Here is a 23,644-nt window from a genome sequence, read left to right as displayed (position 1 = left end):
CTATCGTCGCGCCAGTTCGTGACGTACACATTGTTCGTAGTAGGTCTGCTTGACTGCGACCGGCTTGAGACGCGAGGCGCTGTTGTAGGTCTGCTCGGTAATGCCCAGGGCGGTCATGCGCATCCAGGGCCGGGGAAACTTGCGCACTTGCAGCTTCTTGCGCGCGCCGTACAGGCTGACGCCGGAAAGCTTCGACGCCTGCGCCCCTGCCGCGATATCCGAACCCCAGCGGCACACCGACTGCTGGTTTTGCGTCAGCGCCCTGGCCTGGGCCTCAAGCGAAACGGCGGCCAGGAGAAACGTCGCCACGACCCACATAGAAATACGCATAGGTTTGTCGCCCAACTTTCTGAAAGGAAAGAAGTTTGACCTTATGTAACTGAGCAAGGGGCCAGCACGGCTGTGCAATTTTTGTGGCTAGGGGATTATCTGTGGGAGCAAGGCTTGCCCGCGAAGCAGACGACTCGGTTCCCGATAGACCGTGCGAACTTCATCGCGGGCAAGCCTTGCTCCCACAGATCCCTTGCCAATAGCAAGCTCCCTCGCCACGGTCATTGGCCCGCCTTCGCCTCCTGCAGCAGTTGCTGGATCACCTGCTCCTGCTCGCCATAGCGTCCTTCGCCAAAATGGCTGTAGCGCACCTGCCCCTTGGCATCGATGAAGTAATGAGCCGGCCAGTACTGATTGTTGAAGGCACGCCAGATCGCATACTGATTGTCGATCGCCACCGGATAATGGATGTCCAGCTTGCGCACCTGCTCGCGCACGTTGTCGATGATTTTCTCGTAGCCGTACTCCGGGGTGTGGACACCGATCACCACCAGCCCGTCCTTTTCATACTTCTTCGCCCAACCGTTCACATAGGGCAAGGTGTGCTGGCAGTTGATGCAGTCGTAGGTCCAGAAGTCCACCAGCACCACCTTGCCCTTGAGTGATTCGCTGCTCAGCGGGGGTGAGTTCAGCCATTGCACCGCGCCGTCCAGCGCAGGCATTGCGCCCTGGGATTCGAGGGCCGGCATGGAACTTGCGCCAGCCTTGCTCACCACATAGTCGATGGCCTTGGGCACGTTCTCCAGCAGGCTTTTTTCCAAGCTGGCCGATTGTTGGGAGGAAGTCGCCGCCAACAAGCGGTCATCCGCCCCGGTACCAATCGCCACGGCCGCCAGCAATACCGCCACCCCTATTCCCCGGCGCAGCCAGGTGGTGATCGGCAGCGAGAGTTTCAGGCGTCCGACCAGTCCGCGCCCGGCCAGAATCAGCGTACCCAGGGACAAGGCGCTGCCCAGGCCGTAGGCGAGCAACAGCAGGCTGGTTTGTGCGCTGGCGCCTTGCAGCATGGCCCCGGTCAGGATCACCCCGAGTATCGGTCCGGCGCACGGTGCCCAGAGCAACCCGGTGGCGACCCCGATCAGCCCTGAAGCCACAGGCCCGGCCATCCGCCCGGCGCCGGCGTCCAGGCGATTGCCCAGGCTGACCAGCGGCCGCGCCAGCCAGGTGCCGACCCGACTGAAGATCAGCGACAAGGCAAACACCACCATCACCGCCAAGGCGACTTGGCGGCCGACGCTGCTGGCACGCAGCACCCACTCGCTGCTGACCACCGCCAGGCTGGAGACCAGGGCAAACGTCAGCACCATGCCGCCAAGGGTCAGCAGCACCGAGCCACGGGAGCGATCGGCCCGGGCAAACAGAAACGGCACCACCGGAAGAATACAGGGGCTGAGGATCGTCAGGATCCCGCCGAGAAAAGCGATCAGAAGCATGGCAACACCTCAATGGTAGGTAGGTAGGTAGACAGAACACACCCAATCGGTCAGCACCTCTGTGGGAGCAAAGCTTGCTCGCGATGCAGACGCCTCGATTCCTGGCAATCACCGCGTCATCGTTTATCGCGAGCAAGCTTTGCTCCCACAGGTTTACTGTCACAAGTTGGCTTCCACGGCGACTCAGTTACCGTCATTGCAGTTGTCGGAAAACTTGCGGTAGTCCAGCGCCTGCTTGTGGCCTGCCGAATCCAGGTAGGTCATCTGGGCGTTGACCACGCCGCAGGTCGGCTCGGCGTCTTCGCTAAGGGACAGCACCTTCTGGATGTCCAGGTGGGTGCCGTAGGTGTAGGTCTGCGCCTGCACGTTGCTTTCGGCCCGGGCCGACAGGGTGCAAATGTTCAGTGCGGCGAAGAGGCAGGCGGCGTAGATGGCTTTGCTGTTCATGGCGATTCCTCGATTCAATGGTTTTATCTGCCGAGGCCTGTTGTGTTGCCTCGATGGACGCCATTGAATGCCGCGCAGGTATCGCGCCTGTATCGAACCAGGTGGCTTTTTGCATCGCTGTGTATCCGTCGCGCGCCAGATACACTGCAATACAAACCGCCGCGAGCCGGGCCGGCCGGCGCCTGTAGACTGCTCACAACGAAACGCCGAGGAGCTGGACACCATGGATCATGTCGATCACGTGTTGATAGTGGATGACGATCGCGAGATCAGAGAACTGGTTGGCAACTACCTGAAAAAGAACGGCCTGCGCACCACTGTCGTCGCCGATGGCCGGCAAATGCGCGCCTTCCTGGAAACCACCCCGGTGGACCTGATCGTGCTGGACATCATGATGCCCGGCGACGACGGCCTGGTGCTGTGCCGGGAGCTGCGTGCCGGCAAGCACAAGGCCACGCCGGTATTGATGCTCACCGCGCGCAACGACGAAACCGACCGCATCATCGGCCTGGAAATGGGCGCCGATGATTACCTGGTCAAGCCCTTCGCCGCCAGGGAGCTGCTGGCGCGCATCAACGCCGTGCTGCGCCGCACCCGCATGCTGCCGCCCAACCTGGTGGTCACCGAAAGCGGTCGCCTGCTGGCGTTCGGGCGCTGGCGCCTGGACACCACCGCCCGCCACCTGCTGGACACCGACGGCACCATGGTTGCCTTGAGCGGCGCCGAATATCGTTTGTTGCGGGTATTCCTCGACCATCCGCAACGGGTGCTCAACCGCGATCAGTTGCTTAACCTGACCCAGGGCCGGGACGCCGACCTGTTCGATCGCTCCATCGACCTGCTGGTCAGCCGCCTGCGCCAGCGCCTGCTGGATGATGCCCGGGAGCCGGCCTACATCAAGACCGTGCGCAGCGAAGGCTACGTGTTCTCGCTGCCGGTGGAGATCCTCGAGGCCTCGGTATGAGCCTGCCGCTGCGCTGGCCGCGTACGCTGGCCTCGAGGCTCTCGCTGATCTTCCTGATTGGCCTGATCCTGGCCCAGGGGCTGTCCTTCGGCGTCCAGTACTACGAGCGCTACCAGAGCGCCAAGTCGACCATGCTCGGCAACCTGGAAACCGACGTCTCGACCTCCGTCGCCATTCTTGACCGCCTGCCTGCTTCCGAACGCCAGGCCTGGCTGCCGAAACTCGCCCGGCGCAACTATGGCTACCTGCTCGACGAAGGCCAATCCGGGCAGCCGATGGATCTTGCCGACGCGCCGATCTCGGTCAGTTCGATCCAGGAAGCCATCGGCCAGGCGTATGGCCTGACCTTCAAACAGATTCCCGGGCCGAAAATGCACTATCAGGCGCACCTGCGCCTGGGGGACGGCAGCCCGCTGACCATCGACGTACGCCCGGCGATGACACCCCTCTCCCCCTGGCTGCCAATGGTGTTGCTGGGGCAGTTGGCGCTGTTGATCGGCTGCACCTGGCTGGCCGTGCGCCTCGCCGTCGGCCCACTGACCCGGCTGGCCCAGGCGGTGGAAACCCTCGACCCTAACGCCCACAGCGTTCGCCTGGACGAGAAAGGCCCGACCGAAGTGGTGCATGCCGCCAAAGCGTTCAATGCCATGCAAGACCGCATCGCTGCCTACCTCAAGGAGCGCATGCAGTTGCTGGCAGCGATTTCCCACGACTTGCAGACCCCCATCACGCGCATGAAGCTGCGCGCTGAATTCATGGACGAGGGGATCGAAAGGGACAAGCTGTGGAGCGACTTGGGTGAAATGGAGCACCTGGTGCGTGAAGGCGTGGCTTATGCCCGCAGCATCCACGGCGCCACGGAGGCCAGTTGCCGGATCAGCCTGGATGCGTTCCTCGACAGCCTGGCGTTCGACTACCAGGACACGGGCAAGGACGTGCAATTGACCGGGAAAAACGCCGCGATCATCGACACCCGTCCCCATGCCTTGCGGCGGGTGCTGGTCAATCTGGTGGACAATGCCCTGAAGTTCGGTGGCGCGGCGCAGATCCATGTGCAGATCGCCGACAACGGGCAATTGGCGATACAGATACTGGACCGTGGCCCCGGGATCAACGAGCAGGAACTGGCCGAGGTGCTCAAGCCGTTTTACCGGGTGGAAAGCTCGCGCAACCGGGAAACCGGCGGCACCGGCCTGGGCTTGGCCATCGCCCAGCAACTGGCGATCGCCATGGGCGGCTCACTGACCCTGAGCAACCGCGACGGCGGTGGTCTGTGCGCCGAGTTGCGGCTGGCATTCGCAAGCTGACATAGCCTCTGTGGGAGCGAGCTTGCTCGCGATAGCGGTGTATCTGCCAGCACCTGTTCAACTGACCTGACGCCATCGCGAGCAAGCTCGCTCCCACAGTGGCTGGGTATTGGATTTGGATGCGGGTTTGTATGCCAGTGTGTCTGCGGATGATCGGCATACACAAACTTGCACAATCCTGCGTTGCGGACACACCCCGCTTACACCTGTTTGAAAGACTCCCGATGTTCCCGGCTGCTGTCACGACCGGGTCTCACCATCCAAGGAGCCTTTACATGCCTACCGCAACTGCATTCCCCTTTCGTTATCAGGGCTGGTCGCTGTTCAGCCTGCTCGCCGCCCTGGTGTTGTTGATGACCGGGTTGATCCTGGTGCTCAACCCGGACCTGACCGAAGGCGTGCGCAGTGCCATTCGCGCCACGGCGCGTTCGTCTTTTATCTTGTTCCTGCTGGCCTTCACCGCCTCGGCATTCGCGGTGCTGGTGCCCTCGCCCCTGAGCCGGTCCCTGGTGCGCGAACGGCGCTTCATCGGGCTGGCCTTTGCGTTTTCCCATCTGGTCCATGCCGTGCTGATCTACAGCTACGGCCAGCTCAATCCCGAGTTCTGGCCCGGCCGCACCACCCTTGGCAACGTGCCTGGCACGGTGGGCTACGTGTTCATCCTGCTGCTGGCGCTGACCTCGTTCAAAAGCACCACGCGCCTGATCGGTTTCAAGGCCTGGAAGCGCCTGCATGTCACCGGCATGTGGGTGCTGGCGGCGATCTTTGCCTATTCCAACTTCAAACGCATCCCCATGAGCGCCTGGTATGTGCTGCCCTTCGGCCTGATCTGCGCCGCCACCGCCATCCGCCTGGTGGGCAAGCTGGCCCAGGCCACTCAGCGACGCCAACGACCGCAACACGTGACTGATCTGTAGGAGCTCGCACATAGCGCCTGCGCCGCAGCACCTTGGCGTTGAAAAAATCGAAACCTTGGACGGCAAGCACTGGTCAAGTCCTGTATGAACGTCAACCGCTGCACGTCGCGCCAAGCGACGGCGGCCTGAAGCGAGGGACAGGCATGAGCATGACCGTTGGTGATTTTCTGGTGGAACGTCTTTACGAATGGGGGGTTCGCCGTATCTATGGCTATCCGGGCGATGGCATCAACGGCGTCTTTGGCGCCTTGAACCGCGCCCAGGGAAAAATCCGCTTCATCCAGGCCCGCCACGAGGAAATGGCCGCATTCATGGCCTGCGCCCACGCCAAGTTTACCGGTGAGCTGGGCGTCTGCATCGCCACCTCCGGGCCCGGCGCATCCCACTTGGTGACCGGCCTCTACGACGCGCGGATGGACCACATGCCAGTGCTCGCCATCAGCGGCCAACAGGCGCGCGCAGCGCTGGGCGGGCACTACCAGCAGGAGCTGGACCTGGTCAGCCTGTTCAAGGACGTGGCCGGGGCATTCGTGCAGCAAGCCAGTGTGCCCGCCCAGGTGCGCCACCTGCTGGACCGCGCCGTACGCACGGCGGTGGGCGAGCGCCGGGTCACGGCGCTGATCCTGCCAAACGATCTCCAGGACATGGAATACACCGCACCACGCCACAAGCACGGTACGGTTCACTCCGGCGTCGGTTACCGCAAACCCAGCGTCGTCCCCTACGAAGAGGACCTGCGCAAGGCCGCCGAGGTCCTCAATGCCGGCAAGAAAGTCGCCATCCTGGTCGGTGCCGGAGCGCTGCACGCCACCGACGAAGTGATCGCCATCGCCGAGAAGCTCGGCGCCGGCGTGGCCAAGGCGCTGCTGGGCAAGGCCGCCGTGCCGGATGACCTGCCCTGGGTCACGGGCACCATCGGCCTGCTCGGCACTGAGCCCAGCGACAACCTGATGGCCGGCTGCGACACCCTGCTGATGATCGGCTCCGGCTTCCCCTACGCAGAATTCCTCCCACCTGAAGGCCAGGCCCGGGGCGTGCAGATCGACATTCAGGCGGACATGCTCAGCCTGCGTTACCCCATGGAAGTCAACCTGCACGGCGATAGCGTCGATACCTTGCGCGCCCTGCTACCGCTGATCGAAGAAAAAAACGACCGTGCCTGGCGCAAGAAGATCGAACATTGGTGCGAACGCTGGGAGCGGACTCTGGAAAAACGCGCCCGGGTCAGCGCCAAGCCGATCAATCCGCAGCGGGTCACCTTCGAACTGTCGCCGCGACTACCGGAGCACGCCATCATTACCTGCGATTCCGGCTCCTGCGCCAACTGGTACGCCCGGGACATCAAGATCCGCCGTGGCATGATGTGTTCGCTGTCCGGTGGCCTGGCGTCGATGGGCGCGGCCGTGCCCTATGCCATCGCGGCGAAGTTCTGCCATCCGCAGCGGCCGGTGATCGCCCTGGTGGGTGATGGCGCCATGCAGATGAACAACATGACCGAGCTGATCACCGTCGCCAAATACTGGCGCACCTGGGCCAATGGCACCTGGATCTGCGCGGTGTTCAACAATCGGGATTTGAACCAGGTCACCTGGGAACAGCGGGTCATGGAGGGCGATCCGAAATTCGCCGCCTCCCAGGACATCCCCGACGTGCCCTACCACCTGTTCGCCGAATCCATTGGCTTGAAGGGCATCCTGGTGCTGCACGAGGACGACGTGGCCACGGCCTGGGAAACCGCGCTGGCGGCGGATCGCCCGGTGCTGATCGAGTTTCGCACCGACCCCGACGTGCCACCGCTGCCGCCGCACATCAAGCTGGAACAGGCGAAAAAGTTTGCCTCGACCCTGCTCCAGGGCGACCCGAACGAGCGAGGCATCGTGGTCGAAACCGCCAAGCAGGTATTGAGCAGCCTGCTGCCGGGCCAGCGCACGGATAAAGAGTGAGACAAGACGCGATGCCAACCATTGAGCTGCATCGTCGCTATGAACGATCCCTGCTCCTGGCTTTCTGCGTGGTGTGGGGGTGGCTGGCCATTGCGCCGATAAAACGCAGCGACTGGTTGGCGGAGAACCTGCTGGTCATCGCGTTATTGGTGGTCCTGGTGACCGTTCATCGGAGATTCAGCTTCTCCCGGCTATCCGCGACGCTGTTGTTCGTGTTCCTTTGCATCCATGAAGTCGGCGCCCACTACACATATGCCAAGGTGCCTTACAACCAGTGGTGGCAGGCCCTGACGGGGGGCCAGTCGCTTGATCAGTTCATGGGTTTCCAGCGCAACCAGTTCGACCGGCTGGTGCACTTCAGCTACGGCCTGCTGCTGGCCTATCCGCTGCGCGAGGCCTTGCTTCGGGTTGCGCCAGCAACGGGGTTCAGGGGCTATTTCCTGGCCTGGAGCCTGATTCTTGCGTCGTCGGCGATTTATGAAATCATCGAATGGTTGGGCGGCGCCTACATCGGGGGCGATACCGCCAAGGCCTTTGTCGGTGCCCAACAGGACCCTTGGGATTCACAAAAGGACATGGCCCTGGCGGCGCTCGCCGCGTTCATGGCCCTGCTGGTCGCCGCCGGGGTCAGTTACCTGCGCCAGCGGGACTTCGCCCTCGAATGGACGTTGCGCTTCAAGGCCCGCACCTGATGCAGGCCCCCATGTCCGCCAGTTCCTGTGTGATCACGTCTAAGTAAATCAGCCCACCAGCCGATATAAGACAGGTGCGGATGAAATCGCTTTTTGGCTGATGACTTATTTTTATGATTGAAATTGCAGGCAATGACTCGACTGTCCTTTCCCCGGGTTCGCCAACCCGAAGTTTCACCCGTCGCACTTTTCCGGCCATCATGCTCCTGCTGTTTGTCATGTCTGCACTGGCGATCGCCGTGCTGCTCAACATCACCGGCGACCAGGACCGCCGCGCCCGTGAACAGAGCCTGTTTTTCGCCCAGCGGGCCATCGAGGGGATCCGCAAAGGTATCGGACGGGACCTGAGCGACTACTCCAAGTGGAGCGACGCCTACCGGCACCTGCATGCCAGCGTGGACAAGGAATGGGCCTATGACCAGGAAAACGTCGGCAGCAGCGTGTTTTCGCTCTATGGCTACCAGGCGGTGTTTGTCATTTCGCCAACCGGCCAGACTGTCTATTCGGTGATCGATGGCCAGATGAGTGAGGTCGATGCCGATACCTGGCTGGCCGGCGACTTGCGAGCGCTGTTGAAAAAAGCCAGCGCCGCGGAAAATCACGAGGAAGTGGTGGTCGAGATGCTCCATCACGAGGACGCCCCTGCGTTTGTCGCCGCGTCCGCCATCACCGTCGGCACGGACAGCAGCGTGCCCGAAATCCCCGGCCCGCCCAGCCTGATGCTCTTCGTCAAGGTCCTTGATCCCGGAGCCCTGGAAAACCTGGCGCGGGACTTCGCCCTGCCCGATGCCCATATCGCCAGGACACCGGGCCCAGCCGATACGGCCCAGTTGCAGCTCGACGAGCTGACCCAGGAGGCCTTGGCCTGGCGGCCGCAGACCCCGGGCCAGGACCTGCGCAAATTCCTCCTGCCGTTGCTGGCCGTGGCGTTACTGGTACTGGGGATTCTGGCCCTGGCCGTTCTGCGCCATGCCTTGGCCATGCTCCGCGCCCAGGAACGCCAGTACGCCAGCCTGCTGGCCCACCGCAAAGCGCTGGAACGCAGTGAGGAACGTTTCCGCGACATTGCCGAAGTCTCATCCGACTGGTTGTGGGAGGTCGATTCGACCGGGACCCTGACCTATCTGTCGGAACGCTTCGACCAGGTGACCGGCTTCAGTCCCACGGAGTGGCTGGGCAAACCGCTGCACCGGCTGCTTCACCCCCATGGCGGCTCGATCTCGATTGCCCAATGGCTGCTCGGCGGGGCCAACAGCGTTTCCTCGGCGCCGCTACTGTGCGAGTACACCGCGCGCAACCAGCGCATCCGCACCTGCAAACTGTCGGTACGGGCCATCGAGGCAGGTGCCCTGGGTTTTCGCGGCACCGCCACCGATATCACCGACGAACTGAGGGCTCTGGCCCAGATCAAGCACCTGTCCCTGCATGACCCACTGACCGGGCTGGCCAACCGCAACCGCTTGTTCGACTGCCTGCGCGAACACCTGGACCGACCTGACCGCCCGCCCCTGGCGCTGCTGAACCTGGACATGGACCGGTTCAAGCCGGTCAACGACTCCCTGGGCCATGCCGTGGGCGATAAAGTGCTCAAGGAAGTGGCGCATATCCTCCAGCAAAACGTCCGTGGCACCGATCTGGTGGCACGTCTGGGCGGTGATGAGTTTGTCATTGTCATGCCCGACCCGGGCGATGCCAGCGATCTCGATCAACTCTGTGCCCGGCTGATCGATTGCATGCAACGGCCCATGCACCTGGACGGCAACACGCTGTACCTGGGGGTGAGCATCGGTGTCGCCTGGTCGCAGCCCGGTGACGAACGTGCCGATGAACTGCTGCGCCACGCCGACATCGCCTTGTATGCGGCCAAGGCAGCCGGCCGCAACACCTGGCGCGTGTACGTGGAAGCCATGGGCAACCTGGCCCGCGACCGGCGGCGATACGAACAGCAACTGCGCGACGCCATGCAACGGGATCAACTGGAACTGCGCTACTTGCCTCGCTTCGATGTGAGCGCCGAGCAACTGCACGGTTTCGAAGCCCAGACCTTCTGGCACCATCCCGAGAAAGGCGAGCTGGGTGGGGCCGATTTCATACCGGTGGCCGAAACCTCGGGCCAGCTTGAAGAACTGGGCACCTGGATGCTGATCAACGTCTGTGAAGAGGCCGCCACCTGGCCGAGCGCCGTCAATGTTTCCATCGCGGTTTCACCCCGGTGGTTCAACAGCAGCTTCCTGCTCAACCAGGTGCAGGAAGCCCTCGAAACGAGCGGCCTGGCGCCCCACCGGCTGACCCTGGAAGTGGCCGAAGGTGTCCTGCTGGCCGACCACAAGACCGTGGCCAGCACCCTCCATGCGCTCAAGGACCTCGGCGTGCGGATCAACATCGACAAGTTCGGCACCAGCATCGCCTCCCTGCGCGAAGTACTGGACCAGCCGTTCGACGGCATCCGCTTCGATCGCAACATCCTCACGCAGCTGGGTCTGGAGGATGACAAGGAGGGCGTCCTGGCGATGATCCGATTGAGCCGCAGCGTAGGGCTGATGGTCACCGCAGAAGGCATCGAGAACGCGCGGCAATTCAGCCAGCTGCGCAACGTGTCCTGCGACCATGTCCAAGGCCCCTACTTCGGCGCGGCCCTGGCCCGCTCGGAAATGGCCTCGTTCTTCACCATGCCGAGGTGGCTGTAACCCACCTCCCCACCGCTATCGCGAGCAAGCTCGCTCCCACAGGGATCTGTGGGGTGTTCATGAGCTATGCGCACCGCTGGACCTATTGTGGGAGCGAGCTTGCTCGCGATGAGGCCAGCACAGCCAACCTCACTGCAAGCTCGGTCTCTTACAAACTCAACCGCCCCCGCTCCTCCTCAGTCAGCCGCTGACGGCTCTGTTCATCCAAAGGCCCTGCGCCCAGGACCTGCACCGGGCTGGCCGGGTCGTAGGCCCGAGGCGCTTCGCGGCTGGCGCCGTCGCGGGACGGGGCCAGTTGCTCGGAGCCAAAGCTCACCACCTGCACGGTAAACACCGACGCCTGGTTCTGCCGCGCCGCGTTCTGTTGCTGACGCGCCACGTCTTCAGCGGCCTGCGTAGCCGAAGACGCCGCCGAACTGGCCGAGGTAATGGCCCCGGTGTTCACCGAGGCCGCCAGCGGCACGCCGGTGGATTTGCCCTGGGTCTGGATGTTGGCTGCGTTCACCACGGTCAACGCTGCGATGTTGACGTTGCCCGACACCCGGATCCCCGCCTCGCCCGCATCGATGGTGCCCAACGGCGCGATCAGGTCGATATCCCCCGGCGCCACTTCGGCAATCGGGTTGAGGGTGGCGATACCGGCACCGGTACTCGGCACCGACGGCGACAGCGTCACGTTGCCCCAGGTGTCGTACAAGCGCTTGGGCGGCGTGTACACCACGGTGGTCTTCGAACCACGACCGGCGTTGATGTCGCCCTGGGCCGACCAGCCGAGGATCGAGCCACCAAAGGTGGTCATGATCCGGCTCTGGCCCAGCAGGATGCTGTTCTGCGCATACAACTGGATATCGCCCTCGCCCTGGGTGATGACCCCGGCGGTGGACGGCGGCGCATTGCCCTCGATGCCGAATGTTTGCCCGCCGCCCGGGGTGAGCATTTGGATACTGCCGCCGAAATCGGTGTGCACACCCGCCCCGCCGAACATCGTGATGTCACCCTTGTAGGTGATCGCGTTGCCCGCCACATCCTTGCTTGGGAACAACAAGTCGATAGCCTCCCGCCCGCGCAGGTAGCTGCCCTGGCGCACGCCGCCGGCTTCGTTGTACTCCCGACCACCGGCCTTGAGCTCGGCAAAGTACACGTCGCGGGCAAACACCCGCTGCTGCTCCGCCGGCAGTGCCGCGAAGAAGTTGCGGGCCTGCTCGGTGTCGCCGCTGAAGCCGAAGCGTTCCTTGAGCCAATCCACCAGTTCCGCCTCGTAGGTCTTGGCGACCTTGCCGTCCTGGTTCGCCAGGGGCACACCGGCCAAAGCCTGGTTGGCCGGGTCCAGGTAGGCCTTGACGAAGCGCTCGTAATCCGCGCCATTGAGGCCCGCGCCGGCTTGCAGCACCAGGCTCGCCCCAGGACGCGAATCCCCTGGCACCACCGCGCCGATACTGGTGATGCTGACCTTGTCGTCCATCAGGATATTGCGCCCGGCGGTGATTTCAAGCAGGCCGGGGCCGGCGACGTTGAAGGTGCTGTAAAGGATGTCGCGCCCGGCTGACACGATGGAGATGTCGGTGGGGTTGTTGTGGATGAAGAGGTTGCCGGTGCTGGTGTAATTACCCACGTCGGAGTTCTCGTTCAGAGACCCGCCCAGCGGTATGCCGCTGCTGACAATGTCTCGCCCAGCCATCATCCGTACAGGTCCGGCGCCTTCGTAGGCGATTCGCCCCGGCCATCTGCCCGTGGAGACTGATGTCATCGACCGTCCAGTGGCGACTGCCAGCAAGTCACCTTCAAGCGCATAGAAGCGAGCAGGATCGACATTGAGGGCCCATTCGCTGGAAGCGCTGCTGGTGTCGAAGGCAAACAGAGGCAATATGTTCGCATCAGGGCGAGCGAGGTTGCCATCGGCTGAGAGATTGCTGGCCTTTATGATGAAACCATCGACGATACCGACAAAGGCTGGTCGCAACGGCGTCGCCAAGGCAGTCGATGCGGCACCGGAGCGACTGACCGACATGTCGCCACCGTAGATGGAGTCGCCGGCCATGAATTGCAGCTCACTGTTGATGCCGGGAGCGAGCAGCAGGGCTGGGCGATTGTCGCCTTTATAGCCTGTGTCATACAGTTGCGAGGACTTCCCGTAATAAAGACTGCCACTGGCTGCCACAGCCCTCAGGATCGACGGATAGACGACCGCCAGATCCGTTGCGGTACTGAAGGTGAAAGGTGTCAGGTTACCTCCCGACGACCACAAGTCGACCGCAGTATTGGCCGTCCACAGCGTGAACCAACTCAGGCCCGATCCGTTGGTGTTACCGTCCTTGAAGCGTGAGGCACTCATCATCGGCGCCCGCCCCGGATCGGCGACGTCCATCACCACAAGGTCGCCTGAAGTCGTCAGATCGAAGGTAGCATCGCCCGGCATGAGGGTCAGGCCGCCGGTCGCAAACCCTCGTGTGGATTTGAAGGAGTTGTAGGCCCGCGTTTCTCCTGGGGACTGTGCTGCGACAGCATTGCCGTATTGAAGATCGATTCGACCGATGGCGCCGCTGTCAATCTGCGCGTGCCCCCGCAGGTTGATGACCGCGCCGTTGAGATGCCCGCTCACGAACAGGCCCTCGGGATTCAAAGCACCACCCACACGCAGATTGAGATCACCGCCGCCGGTCAGTTGCAGGCTGCCATCGGCGCCCACGCGGCCGGTGCTGCCCACCGCCAACAGCAACCCCTGGCTGCGAGGGTTAATGTTTGCGCTGAAATCGCTGCCGGTGAGTTGGTTCAATACACCCGCGTCTCCATCCACCTGTACATCCAGATCACCGCCGCCCAGGGTCCCGAAGCCGGTGAAACCGGCCATCTGATCAGCGCCCCCAAGCTCTGTCGACGCGGTATAGCTGCCGAAATTGATCCACCAGGCCGTCGGCTGGCCGTTCAACGAATTACCATTGCCCTGGCGCCAGAGCCAATTGCCAACATTGACCGAATCCTGGCCCTTGTCGGCGGGGTTCGGACGCCCGTTAGGGGTGGCAGGCGCGGTCAAGTTGCCGCTGAGATCACCGCCGACCTTAAGCAACAGGTTGCCGCCCGCATCCGGATACCAGGCGCGATAGAGACTTTCAGTGCCGCCATCGACCAGTTTCTCATTGCTGCCATCAGCGTCGTTGAGCACCGCATCGTTGCTGCCCAGGGCCTTGGGCTGGTTGTAGGGGTCGCCCGGGAACGTCGGTCCCGACGAGGTGCCAGCGGTATAGATGCCGAACAACGAATCCATGCGCAGGCTGCCACCGCTTAGCAGCTCCAGGTCACCGACTCCGGTGCGGATGACACTTGGACGGACACTGCCGGCAACCGGTTTATACTCTCCGTCAGCGGGGGTACAAATTTCCGGTACCGCGTCGCAGAGCGACTGGACCGAGTCGAACTTGAAAAACTGCGCAGCTGCTTGGCTGATCAACTCGCCTGCCTTGACCTCGAAGCCGGAATTTGCCAATTGCTCCTCTGCTGACTTGGTCCATTTGTAAGAAGACTGGAGCGTGCAATTGCCACCGAAATCGGCACAAAAAGCCTCGGCCGATTCGTAACCGAAAATATCGCGAAAGATGGTTTCGTCGACAGGCTGTCCCAGTTCGACCGTGATTCCGTTGTTCAACATGTCCTCTACGCCCGCTTCGGTCCATATCAGGCTGCCCTTTCCAGGCACGAGCACACCGAACATACCGTAATGGCTGTCGGCGAGACGCAAGTCGCCATGGACGGGTTCAGGCCGGACGATCCGGCTGTCTGCAGCCGTCGTGTCGGCCCCGGCGACCAGTCTCAGCGACCAGGACTGGGAGCCTTCAGCGAGCATCGGAGCGATGGCCCACATCCGGCCGTCGCTGCCCGCGACCTCTGGACGAAACTGCACTGATTCGACACCGTCCGGCAACTTCACATCAGTCCCTGACGGAATCAGTGAACCGCGATTCAAGACCAGGCTACCTTCTAGCTTGAGGATATTGGTCTGCGCATTGCCCGCGTTTGCCACGTTGGGCAGCGCAACGCCCTTGGGCCAGGTGAAGCCGCGCAATTCGGCGGCACCGCTCAACACGCTGCCAGCACCCAACTGCGAGCCGGCTTCGAGGGTCTGGGCCCGGCTCAGCAAAGTGCCCGCGGCAAACAGCAGGTTACCGGAGGCGTCGTGCACCGCTGCCGCCAATACCGTGCCAGCCGGCAGTTCCAGGGGTTGCTTCAGGATCGCCGCCACTGGCAACCGGGTGCCGGCAGCCAGGGTCACATCTTTGATCGGCAAGTCGTAGTTGAGCGTGGTTCCCGCCGGGAACGCCGTACCGTCGGCCAGCGTCACGCCGGCACCGGGGACGACGATGTCGCCACCGGTGAAATCGATGCCGGGCAGCAGCACCCAGCCTTTGTCATCCTGCGTGGGCGGCGGCGGCGCGAAACCGTCGTTGATGCTGCCGTAGATGCTCAAGTCGCCACCGGCGCGCAAGGTCAGCGCACCGGCCTCGCCGGAACCGTATATGTCGGTTTTCTGCGTATGCGGGTTCACACTGGCGTAGCGATAACGGGACAGGTCCAGGTCTCCCTGCACCACCAGGTCGCCGTCGGCGGTGGCGCTGACGATCTCCACACCAGGCCGCAGGTGGAATGCATCGGCATAACGGGCGTTGTTCAGGCCGGCGAGTTTACGTTGCATCAAATCGCTGTTGGTCAGTGCCGCGTTGATGAAGGCGATGCTGTCCAGATGCTTGCCATCCAGGTAGGCCTGGTCGATGACCTGATAAGGACGGCCACTTGCCGCCGGATCGCTGCCATAGTCGGCATCGCTGTACTGCCACATACCGTTGACGGCAATCGAGCGAGCGCCCTGGATATCCAGGTTCCCGCTGGCGTCGATGGCGATGTCACCATGGGTGGCATCTGGCCCGGCGCGCCGGGCATTGAGTTCCAGGGTGCCGCGAGCGCGACCATCATGCTGCCCCGCAGGCGCTGCGGTGCCATGGCGCAGATCGATGCGCGCACCGTCGGCCACTGTCAGCACGCCGCCCCGGGAGGTCAGGTCGACCATGGCGCGGTTCGGTGAGTCGATAATCTTGCCGTAGCTGTCTACACGCAGACGATTGCCATGGGCATCGAGCACCGCGTTGCTGCCCAGCGTCAGGGAGCGCCCGGCGGCGAGCCGGATGCTGCCGACCCGTTCGCCGCTGGCGTCTACCTTGCCATTGACCAACAGGTTTCCGTTGTCGACCGACACGCTGATGGTCGAGGCCTTGAGTTCGTTGCCGATCACCAGGTCGCCCTGTTTGAGCTGGAAGCCACGGGAGCCGAACACCTGTCCGTCGTTCAATCGTTGGTTCAAGGCCGCGAACTGCTCGCTGAGGTTGCCGCTGCCGCCCAGGCGCTGGGCCTGGATTTCCACGCCGCCGGCCAGGTACGGCATGGCGGTGCCGCCAGCGTCATATTCGCCCGTGCTGCTGCCGAGAATCCGCCCCTGCAAATCGACGATCCCGGCACCCTCGTCCAGGGCCACGGCACTGAGCCGGCCAGCCTGGTTGTTGCGGGCCGAGAGATCAATGCTTGAACCATCAGCCTGGCGGATGTTGCCGTTCAGGCTTTGCAGAATCACCTCACCACCGGCACTGTAGCGTGTCACATCGTTGAAGGTGACGGTGCGGCCCGCCACGTCGATCAGCGCCTCATCGACCAGGGTCAGGTCATCCGTCGCGCTCAGCGTCAGCTTGCCGCTGGGCAGCATCACCGCGCTGGCGAGGTTGAGGCTCGCGCCCTTGAGGGACAACTCGCCCCCGAGCCCGGAGACAGCGCCCGGCTTGGCGGTCGTGCCGGTTACATTGATCGCCCCACCCGCCGTGATGCGGTTCACCGAACCGGCCTCTCCAGTGAGCAATGGCGTGAGGATATTCAGGTTGCCGCCGCCGTAGGCATAGCCCGTTTTTGCGTCATAGGCCCCTTGGCTCTGATACACCGCCAGGCTGCCCTTGTGGTTGGCGGTCAGGCGCTCGCTGGCACTGAGGTTGACGTTGGCGAAGCCCAGCGCCAGACGATCCAGGGTAGTGATGGAGCTCGGCTGGGCGAACTCGCCATAGCCGAATTCGATGCGTTGGGCCTGGATATCCAGGCGACCGGCACCGGTGCCGGCCCCACCGGCAATCACCGAACCCGGCGCGCCGACAGCACCGTTCCAGATCAGGTTCGCGGTACGGATGGTCGCCACGTCACTGGCGCTGCCGGCGCCATAGATGGCCGGGGTACTGAGCATCAGGTTGTTCAGGCGTGACTTACCGGTTGTTGGGTCATAGGTGTCGAGGCTGACGGTGCCATAGAAGTTCAGTGCCTGGCTGGCTGACAGTTCCAGGGTCTCCAGGGCCGGTGCGCCGTATTCGGTGTCTCCACGCAACAGGCGATCGAGCACGGTCTGGCTCAAGGTCAGACCGGCAGGCAGGACCTGGCGCGTCGCCGCGTTGCTCAGGGCCTGGGCGGTGCCGACGTTGATGTTGCTCAGGGCCAGGGTCAGGTGACGGGTGCCGTACCGCACCTGGTCGTCCAACGCCAGGCTGCTGCCGGACGCAGCAACGATGCTGCCTTCGGAGTGAATCCGGGTCACGCCGCTGCACGGCGTCAGGCTGCATCCACCGATGTTGACTGTGCCGGTGGTGCCTGACAGAGGGGCCAATACACTGAGCAAGCCATTGGAGGCAGCCAGCAAGCTGTAGTTTTGGAACGTCACATTGAGGTTATAGATAAAACCATCACGGGCATCGTAAGCGGCCTTGCCCCGTCCGATGGTGTTGATGGCTGCGCCTTGTTCCACCAACAGCTCGCCGCCGTCGGCCAGGAGGAATACCTCAGGCGCCGACAGGGTCGCACCTTCACGCAGCGCGACACTGCGGGAGACCCTTTGCGGCGTGATGTAGTTGCCACCTTGGCCATAGAGCACCGAAAACTGGCCGCCGATCACTTGGCGTGAGGCATTCAACGCATTGAGGCTTTCGGCATTAAGGGTTACGCCCTCGAAGCCGGCCGTAGCCCCCCGCCCTTCGGCGACCACCTCCAGCGCGGTACCATTGCTGGCGACCACCGCGACGGTGCCGCCGTACCCCCCGCTCTGAGGCGCGAACTTGCCGATGCCTTTGAAGGAGAAAGCCTGATCTGCGGTACCCTTTGTAAGGTTCAACTTCAACGTCTTGGCATCGACCGGCAACAAAGCCCTGGGAACGCCCGAACGCGCGGCGTCGGCCACGGCGAACTGGGCGTAGCTGGTTTCGTTGTATTGGGAGTAGCGACGCAGCACATCTCCCGAGGTCAGGATGACTTGGCTGGACAAACTGTTGCGCTGCCCGGTATTGGCCACCGACAGCACCCCGGCGGTGGTCCAGGAACCGTTGCGCATCTGTTGCGCGCTTGAAGTGGAGCCTTGCCCCGCCAAACCGTTGACCTCGACCCGGAACGCTCCCGGCAGCAAGGCGTAGGTGGATGGCATCAGGGTATAGGTACCGGCGGCGAGCCCTGGCACACCGGCGCCAATGGTAATTTGCTGACCTACCCTGGGATCCACTGCTCCACCTTCGGGGGCGACCGGCGCGTATTGGCTCCGATTGCCCGGCACGATGGCGTAGACCGGATTGCTGGACAGCCCCGGCAAGGTGAAACCGCCATTGGCGCCGATTTGTACCAGCGGGTTGAAGCGCGCATCGGTGGAACCGCCTCGGCCAGAGATAAAACCGGCGCCAAGCAGTTCACCGCCACCAGAGAGATCGAGCACCGAGCCTTCCTGGGCCGCCACCGACTTACCGCCGAGAATCACGCCGATACTCAGGTCACCATTTCCGGTAGCCGCTCCTTGCCCTAGCAACACAACCTTCTTTCCAGCGTACTGATAGCTCTGTCCATCGACAGTGCCACCATAAGGCAGCACCAACCCCAGGCCGCTGACCGAGGTCAGGCTGCCCGGCAACAAGTCTACTCGGGCCGATACACCCGCCAAGCTGTCGTTTGTACCGACTTCAAGCAACCCCAAAGGTGCACGGACAACACCACCTTGTTCGATCTTGGCGCTACCCAGTTGCAAGCGACCGAACACCGAATAAGGCACTTGAGGTGCTACCTGTGTGGTGCGTCCGATGACCAGGCTACGCGCCGGATCATAGAGAATCATGCCGCTACCGGGTTCAGTGCCCCAGCCATATCCTGCCAATATCCGTGCGCCGACCCCGGTCGCGGGATACAACTGCGCCGCTTGCAAGATCATGTCCGAAGGGGTCAGCAATTGGGTAGTGAAGCCTTCGGGCATATAGGCGCCAGAGAATCCGGCCAGGAATCGTAAATCACCCTGACTGCTTAGCTGGACCCGGTCGAAACCGGCGCGCTCCAGCTCGACGGTACGGCCGTCTGCCTGCCTCAGCATGCCTTTGCCGCTAAATATCACACTGCCCTGCACATCCAGCAGGTCTGCGTTAACGGAAAACTTTGCCTTGTTTGCCAACAGCGATACACCGCCGCCCTCGACCGCTGGCCGGGTATACCCGTCCGGATTCGGCCGACCAGCCGCAGGCCCGGACAGCAGTACATGGGAGGCATTGAGCTGGACCCGGGTATTGGCTGGCGCGTTTGCACTCGTTACAAAGCTGCGGGCATACAGACTCAGGCTTTGGCCCAGAGACAGTGACACGTCGCCATCGACGCTCAACAGGCCATTGCTCAACAAGGCAAGGCTGTCGAAGCCGCCCGACTGCACCTGATCCGCGCCTAAGCGACCGTGACCGTAGACCAGTGAGTCCGCCGAGGTCTCGGCCGTGTCGCCCAGCAGGGTCGCCTGGGCGTTTTGCCCCAGCACCAGCTCACGCACTTGCAAGACCCGGTCACTGACCGCATCGTTGCGGTAATACGGCGTTTCCAGGGCCACCGACAAACTGCCGCCTGCAGCCCCTGTGCCACCCGAACGAGCGCTGAAGTCGCCGTCCAGGTACAGACCATTGGCCGATGCCAGGGAAATACTGCCGCCGCTGCTCGCCACCGAGGTACGTCCCTGGCCTGGAATATCCAGCACGGCCTGGCTGCCATCCGCTTGCAAACGCGCACCGTCGCGCACCACCACAAACAATTCGGACGCTGCAGCCGATCCTTTCGCGGCATCGATCTGGCCACCGATGACAATCTGCCCGCCATCGCGCACCAGACCGTAGGTCTGGCCGCGCATATCCTGGGCAGTCACGGCGCGACTGGAGACGTCGATCAGCGCCTGTTCGCCCAACCAAATGGAACGACCGTGACCCTGGGCATTGACCCCTTCGCCCGCACCAGTGACGCTCAACCCGTTGAGACTGACCCGCCCACCCCACGCATTGAGGGTACCGTTGGCGGTCAGTTGGCCGATGCTGCGAACATCGATCCCCTGGCCCGGATCGACGCTGATCACACTGCCCTTGCCCAGGTTCAACACCGTGCTGGCCATGTCGGCGGCGCTGGCGTTCTCGGTGCCGGCAGTGAGGCTCAAACTCGCGCCGCGACGCTGGGAGAGGACGCCTTTGATCGCATCTTCCTGGTACAGCTGCGGCGTCCAGCGCTGCAACGCATCAGCCGCTTCTGCGCCGCTGCCGGTGCTCAACGCCTGCTCGCCAAAGCGGTACACCGGCATCGTCACATCGACCCGGGTCCCATCGACCACGGTCAGACCTTCGTTACCGGTGATGTCATAGGCCGAGAAGCCCTTGTCGAAGAAGTCGCTGCCCAGTTGCAAGATGTCAGATTCGAGGGGCTCGACACTGTTGCCGATCAGCACTTTATTGGCCGCCAGCTTCAAGGTCCCGCCACCGCTCACCCCGGTGCCGCGCAGTTCACCGTCCAAGTTCAAGGCGCCGTTACCGGACGACGCGCTTAGACCGGCGGTCAGGGTCAAGTCACCGCCCTTGCCGCCGCGGGTCTTGCCATCGGCCATGACCGCGGCGCCGGAGCTGACGTCGATCAGGCTGCCCTGGCCCACGTCGATATCGCCGCCGCTGCGCACAGACACGGTGCCGCCATTGATGAATGGCAAGCCCTGACGGTCGTTGCCGTCAAGCAGCAGGTTGCTCCACCGGCCAGCGGCGTTCAACGTCACGCCCTCGCCCAACGTGACCACAGCACGCTGACCGGTGACGGGCGAAAGCACGACATCGCCCATCTGGAAATTATCGGTTCTGACCTGTTTAAGCACGTTACCCAGCACAATGCGACCGCTGCGGGCCGTCAGGTCGGCATTCACCTCGACCTGTGATGCATAAAGCGTGATGTCGCCGCCATCGGCCACCTTGAGCTCGCCATCGACCTTGATGCCCTCAAGCGCCGCCATCTTGACCGCACCGAGCTGGAAGCCGTTGAGCAGATCGTTATCCAGAACCAATTTGCCTTGCCGATCAGTGCCAACCACCGAGGTCAGGTCAAGGCCCGCAGCAATCTTGTCGGCCACCTTGCCGACGGTGATCTGATCGAGCGTGGGGTTCAAGGCGCTGTTGATCACACCGCTGGTCTTGTCATAGATCGGCGTGTAGCTGCCCACCCACAATTGCGCCCGTCGGGCCACGGCGTTTTGCGATTGCTGGTAGCCGTCGAGATTGAGATTGGGTGCCTGGGTCTGGCGTTCGCCCTGGTAGACCTCGCCGACAATCTGGCCTTCCAGCACCGCGTTGCGGGTCGACACCACCAGTTTGCCGGCATCGCGGCCGACGGTGTAGCCAGCTTCAAAGCGCTGTCGTGGGGCGATCAGCGGGTTGTAGTAGTAATCAGTCTGGCCCCAGCGCTGGCTGTGGTCTTCGTAGCCTTTGTAGACGCCGGTGTAGAGGATGTCTCCCGGCGCCTTGGACAAGTCATACAAACGCCCATTGGGGCCCTTGAGCCAGGACTGACGCAGGTAGCCGCTCTGCACATCCAGGGTACCGCCGGACAGGTTCAACTGCGCCGCTTGCTGGGTCACCACGTCGTTGCCGGTGAACGTCAGGGTGCCGCCTTGAGCAGCCCACTCACCGGCGCTGTGGCCTCGGGTCCCCAAATAGCCGCCGACTTCCAACAGCCCACCCGCCGTGTACCAACGGTCGGTGGCGTAGCCGTTGGTGCCCGCCGGCACGTAGATCAAGTCGCGCACGTCCACCCATACATCGTTGTTGGTCAGCTTGCCATCCTCGCGGTTGACCGGTGCGTCGCGCTGTTCGTTGCCCTGCACGTTGACCTTGATGGAGTTGGACTCCATTGCCACCTTGACGCCGATGGCGCCGGAGACATCGATCACCGCACCGTCGCGCACCAGGCTGCGACCGGCGGCGCTGACCGCGACCTGACCGCCGGTGGCCAGGGTGATGGAGCCGCTCTGGAAGTCGACGCTGCCACCACTGACGATCTCGACCCGCGACTGATCGGTGCGGTCGACCACGCTGCTGAGGTTGTTGAACCGACCGGTGATCAGGTTGTTCGGCGTGCCATCCAAGCCGGCCGGTCCGGCATTGCGCTGGCTGTCCAGGGCACTGCCGCCGGCAGCATCGAGCAACACCGCCGTGGCGCTGCCCTGCCCCAGGATCACGCTGCCGCTGCTGTCGCTCGAGGCGTTGAGCAGGTGCACGGTGCCGCGGATGTCCACTGAACTGCTCGTCACCGCCACGCCGTTCTGCTGCACATTGTGCCCGGTAAGGGTGATGTCGCCGGTGCTGGCCTGGATCAGGCCGCTGTTGATCACCGTACCGGCAGTGCTGCCGGTTTTGAGGGAGGTTGCAACCTCGTTACCACGGGTGGTGGACCGTGCGTTACCGCTGGTGCCCTGGCCGCGACGGATATAAAAACTGTCGCCAGCTGCCAGCGTCGTCTGGCCCTTGGCGGTGATGATGGAGCCGGCGTTCTCCACTTCGGTACCCAGCAGCAAGGCATAACCACCACCGGCCGTAGAGGTAGCGGCGCGGTGGGTTTCGATCAGTGCGCCCTGCTGCACTTCAACCTTGCCCGCCGCGTCAGTGAAGGTCGGCTGGCTGCCAGTGGCATCGACATACAAGCCGCGCTTGCTGAATTGCTCATCGCTGATGTTGGCCGCCACCGCCGCCAGGTTACGTACGTTGACCTGGCTGCTGCCGCTGAAAATGATGCCGTTGCGGTTGACCAGCATTACCGTGCCGTTGCCCTTGATCTGGCCCTGAATCTGGCTCGGTCGCGCCCGGGGGTCGTTGACCCGGTTGAGCACGGCCCAGTCCGACTGCTGCTGGAAATCCACCGTGGTATTGCGCCCGACGTTGAAGGTTTCCCAGTTGAGAATCGCCTTGTCGGCGGTCTGTTCGATCTTCACCGTGGTCTTGCCACCGGCCTGGGTCTGCTGCGGGCCCTTGGCGTTGAGCCAGCCCTGGGTCAGGCTGTTATCGACCTTGAGCCCGCCCTCGCCCAAGCCGTCGGGCACAACCTGTACCTGCCCGAGCGCGGCTTGCCGCCCCGCTGCCTGGGCCGCCTGCTGGGCGGCGATGGCGGCTACGGTGTTGTTGAGGTTGGTCAGCGAACGCTGCAACTGCGCATTGGCCCGTTGCTGCTGCGCCAGGGGCGGCGGCATGCCTGGTTGCGCGGTCGTAGGCCGCGCCGCGCCACCGGCCTGGGACGCGCCCTTGGCGGCAAACCAGGCCGAACTGAACGCCGTCGCTGCGTGGGCATTGCCGGCCACCATCAGCAGGGCAATGGCCTGGGCCAGCGGCTTGAGCCGCAACATCGACAACTCGCCATCGCGACGTGGAGCATTCAGGTTCGTCTGGGGTTTGCAGCGCAGCATCCTACTCATCCTTTCGGGTTCGCTCTAAGGGGCGCAACGCAGTGCTATCAAGCTGCCAGCGTTGGTTATAGGGGATAGGCGGTTACAGCCGCTCGGGACCGAACGGATGTCATGAAAATTTCATGTGGCTGTGTTGTACGGGTATTACGCAA

General features: G+C 63.2%; 10 protein-coding genes. 6 read left to right on the top strand and 4 right to left on the bottom strand.

Features of this window, described 5'->3' with window-relative positions; translation table 11 throughout:
- The 3 genes from AB4O22_RS09360 to AB4O22_RS09350 all read right to left on the bottom strand — a co-directional run bounded on the left by AB4O22_RS09360 (position 1) and on the right by AB4O22_RS09350 (position 2,210).
- Complete coding sequence (locus AB4O22_RS09360) at positions 1–330, bottom strand: hypothetical protein (protein ID WP_027911912.1); 330 nt, start codon at positions 328–330, stop codon at positions 1–3.
- 221 nt (positions 331–551) lie between these two features.
- Entirely contained in the window at positions 552–1,763 is a 1,212-nt protein-coding gene (locus AB4O22_RS09355; protein WP_460096167.1) for a cytochrome c biogenesis protein DipZ, read from the bottom strand.
- A gap of 183 nt (positions 1,764–1,946) precedes the next feature.
- Positions 1,947–2,210 (bottom strand): DUF2790 domain-containing protein, encoded by a 264-nt coding sequence (locus AB4O22_RS09350; RefSeq protein ID WP_223472257.1) that lies wholly within the window; start codon positions 2,208–2,210, stop codon positions 1,947–1,949.
- Positions 2,211–2,433: 223 nt separating this feature from the next.
- On the opposite strand from AB4O22_RS09350, the gene AB4O22_RS09345 reads away from it, so the two are divergent.
- The 6 genes from AB4O22_RS09345 to AB4O22_RS09320 all read left to right on the top strand — a co-directional run bounded on the left by AB4O22_RS09345 (position 2,434) and on the right by AB4O22_RS09320 (position 10,720).
- On the top strand, positions 2,434–3,174 hold the full coding sequence (locus AB4O22_RS09345) for a response regulator (protein ID WP_003202589.1): 741 nt from the start codon (positions 2,434–2,436) through the stop codon (positions 3,172–3,174).
- Positions 3,171–4,481, top strand: a complete 1,311-nt coding sequence (locus tag AB4O22_RS09340; protein WP_460096166.1) for an ATP-binding protein — start codon at positions 3,171–3,173, stop codon at positions 4,479–4,481. Before AB4O22_RS09345 ends, AB4O22_RS09340 begins: the two co-directional genes overlap by 4 nt.
- A 275-nt stretch (positions 4,482–4,756) precedes the next feature.
- On the top strand, positions 4,757–5,398 hold the full coding sequence (locus AB4O22_RS09335) for a ferric reductase-like transmembrane domain-containing protein (protein ID WP_460096165.1): 642 nt from the start codon (positions 4,757–4,759) through the stop codon (positions 5,396–5,398).
- Between the two features lie 143 nt (positions 5,399–5,541).
- Positions 5,542–7,341 carry a thiamine pyrophosphate-requiring protein gene (locus AB4O22_RS09330; RefSeq protein ID WP_460096164.1) on the top strand — a complete coding sequence of 600 codons (1,800 nt, stop codon included), beginning with the start codon at positions 5,542–5,544 and terminating at the stop codon, positions 7,339–7,341.
- A gap of 11 nt (positions 7,342–7,352) precedes the next feature.
- Complete coding sequence (locus AB4O22_RS09325) at positions 7,353–8,033, top strand: DUF2238 domain-containing protein (protein ID WP_003202596.1); 681 nt, start codon at positions 7,353–7,355, stop codon at positions 8,031–8,033.
- 113 nt (positions 8,034–8,146) lie between these two features.
- Positions 8,147–10,720: a bifunctional diguanylate cyclase/phosphodiesterase gene (locus AB4O22_RS09320; RefSeq protein ID WP_460096163.1), complete on the top strand. Its 2,574-nt coding sequence runs from the start codon at positions 8,147–8,149 to the stop codon at positions 10,718–10,720.
- Positions 10,721–10,868: 148 nt separating this feature from the next.
- On the opposite strand, the gene AB4O22_RS09315 is transcribed toward AB4O22_RS09320, so the two are convergent.
- Entirely contained in the window at positions 10,869–23,492 is a 12,624-nt protein-coding gene (locus AB4O22_RS09315; protein WP_460096162.1) for a filamentous haemagglutinin family protein, read from the bottom strand.
- Between the last annotated feature and the right edge of the window lie 152 nt (positions 23,493–23,644).

The organism is Pseudomonas sp. S3_B11 (assembly GCF_054667715.1).
The sequence above is the reverse complement of the archived record's forward strand: the minus strand, read 5'-3'. Positions and strand labels throughout refer to the sequence as shown.